At 51.8% G+C, this 3001-nt stretch carries 1 protein-coding gene; it reads right to left on the reverse strand.

What is annotated here, in order from left to right:
• Nucleotides 1-614: 614 nt before the first annotated feature.
• A complete protein-coding gene (locus J1785_RS01960) occupies nt 615-2699 on the reverse strand; it encodes a putative bifunctional diguanylate cyclase/phosphodiesterase (protein ID WP_129951422.1) in 2085 nt (694 codons plus the stop codon).
• Nucleotides 2700-3001 lie beyond the last annotated feature (302 nt).

A 3001-nucleotide genomic window follows, 5' to 3' on the forward strand; every position in this document is an offset into this window, starting at 1 on the left:
TTATAAGACATTGATATTTAGCTGATATGCACAAGCGTAGTGCGTTAAAATAATGTTAACGGATCGTAATGGTGCGTGATTTATCGGTATGAGAAGTCGATCAAATAAGCGGAATAACTTAGCTAATGGTTCGCTATATCGTTGCTTCACCAAAGAAGGAAAGGCCCGGGCGGGGTATTAAGGAATAATTCGCAGGCCGGAGAGGATGCGGGCAGTGGTTTCGTCTGCCAGTTTGTGACTACTGGTCAGGTTTTCGCAGGGAGCGTGCAGGGCAAAACCCAAAATAATCCGCCTTTGAATTTAAGATCGTGCGGGCGATTCAGAAATCTTGCTGAATGGAGCGGCCTGGAGACCAGAGGCTCCAGGACCGGGTGAAGGCACCGCGCAGCGGCAAGATTTCCAGCCTGTCGCTGAGATACCTGAAACATAGCCAGCGAGCGGAGCGCGCTGTGAAAGAGCCGGAGATTCCTAAGAGGCGCGGCGACAGGCGCCTCTTAGGGCCAGTGTGGGTGGCAACCCGCGGTCTTTGTTTGGGGTTATCGTCAGAAATAACAGGTTTATATACCGCTGTTCCCCCGATCACTCCCGACAAAACCCGTGTCTAATAACTATCATCAGAGGGGTGCAAACCCGGTTAGTCGTAACTCTGAGGGTTGAGGTCGTCCGAAGAAGTATCCCTGGAACAACGTACAACCTTCTTCTTTCAGACGCCGGAACTGCTCATCAGTTTCCACACCTTCTGCCGTGGTCTGAATATCAAGGCTGCGGCTCATGCCGGTGATGGCACGGATGATCGCCAGGGCTTCGCGGCTGTCATGCATGTCGTTAATGAATGACCGGTCAATTTTGATTTTGTCGAACGGGAATGACCGCAGATAACTCAGCGATGAATAACCGGTGCCGAAATCGTCCAGCGCAATCCGTACACCCAGCGATTTGAGTTTTCTCAATGTGCTGATATTACCGAGCGTATTGTCGAGCAGTACCGATTCCGTGATTTCTACTTCCAGACGTGACGGATCCAGACCCGAGGCTTCCAGTGCTGATTCCACCACCGACACCAGGCCGCTGTTTTTGAACTGTACTGGCGAAAGGTTAACGGCAATCGTCTGATTGTCTTTCCAGGTGGCGGCTTCGCGGCAGGCTTCGTGCAAGGCAAAGGAACCCAGACTGTGGATCAGCCCTGTTTCTTCGGCAATCGGAATGAAATCGACCGGCATGATCAGCCCGTTTTCCGGGTGATGCCAGCGCATCAGCGCCTCGTAACCTATCACCGCATCGTGACGGGCATCAGTAATCGGCTGGTAGTAAAGACGTAACTGATTACAGGTAATGGCGTCGCGTAAATCCATTTCCACCACACGGCGTTTGCGCGCGGCGGCATCCATCTCAAGGCGGAAATCTTCGTAACGGTTACGGCCGTTACGTTTGGCTTCATATAATGCCATATCCGCACGACGCAGCAGTTGATCCGGGGTGCTTTGCGCCGAACCGGCGAGCGCAATACCGATGCTCAGGCCGACGGTCAGTGAATGGCCGTCGATGATCACCGGAGGACGTACCGATTCAATCAGACGTTTGGAAATCTGATGTGCGGCGGAAATGTCTTTCAGCCCCGGCAGCACCACGGCAAATTCATCACCGCCGATGCGCGCCAGTGTGTCGTCATCGCGCAGCGTCATGCGCAGACGTTTGGCAATTGCACGCAGCAGCTCATCACCAATCTGATGGCCAAGCGCGTCATTCACATTCTTGAAATTATCGAGATCCAGGCACAGTGTGGCAGTATGGCTTTGCGTATAGCTGTCGCGCTGCAACGCCTCGTTGAGGCGCTGGCTGAACAGGATACGGTTCGGCAGGCTGGTCAGATTATCATGATGCGCCATGTGATGAATACGGGCATGCGCGGCCTGTTGATCTGTCACGTCATCGGCAATCATCATAACGTAACTGGTCTGCGGATCGTGCCCGCGGATCACTGAACTGGTGGTCTGCAATGTCCGGTCGCCAATGGCGGTCAGCAATTGCTGCTCGCTGCGGTGTACGCCTTCTGCACGCAGACATTCATCCGACTGTTTATTAATAAAAGTGCTCAGCCCGACACCCATACAATCCTGCGGGCGCTTGCCGAGCATTTTATCGCGGGGGATCCCCAGCAGACGCTCTGCCTGGCGGTTGACCAGCAGAATTTCACGTGAGACAGCATTCTCGACAATCACCGAGGAGGGGATATTCGCGATCACGGTATTAAGGAACTGTGATAAAGACGACAGTTGTTCGCTGTTGGATTCGGCCAGTTCTTTGGCCTGTAACAGTGCCTGTTCCGTTTCGCGACGCTCCGTGATATCACGGGTGATTTTGGCAAATCCGATGATCTCCCCGGCTTCGCGCAAGGCTTCAATAATGATGTGCGCCCAGAAGCGCGTGCCGTCTTTGCGCTGTCGCCAGCCTTCGGATTCGTAACGGCCGGTGGAACGTGCTGTTTCCAGCCCGCGTTGTGGCCATCCGTTTTGTCGGTCTTCTTCGGTGTAAAAACAGGAAAAATGCTTACCGACAACTTCTTCTGGCGTATAACCTTTTGCCCGCTGCGCACCGGCATTCCAGTTCGCAATATGGCCATCGGGCGTCAGCATGTAAATGGCGTAGTCTTCTACGCGCTGAACCAGCAATCGATAAAGTACATCAGAATCTTCACTCATATTATTTGCCTGATAGCTGGCCGTCTCTGCACGGGGTCCGTCCAAATCAGAGTCCGGCTAAATAGTGCGCCTGTTCCCGACGCATTTTTGCTGTGGTGTGCTTGTGAAACGTTAGCATAAGAAAATTCTCACTTCGCCAAATTTTGCTTCTAACCTACTTAAATTTAAGAATATTTAGCAAAAATAACGGTCTTAAGTGAAATGTGTTATTGGAGTTTTAAATAACAGGGAAGTTATCGGCAGCACAGATTAAGGCTTTAATAAAAAGGCACAGAATGTTCATGTTTTACATACTGTTAAAA

Origin of the sequence: Rahnella perminowiae, assembly GCF_019049755.1 — a bacterium.
Classification (GTDB): domain Bacteria; phylum Pseudomonadota; class Gammaproteobacteria; order Enterobacterales; family Enterobacteriaceae; genus Rahnella; species Rahnella perminowiae.

Excerpts from the sequence above, each read along its gene's own strand:
- J1785_RS01960 (WP_129951422.1), bottom strand. The coding sequence starts at position 2,699 with ATGAGTGAAGATTCTGATGTACTTTATCGATTGCTGGTTCAGCGCGTA.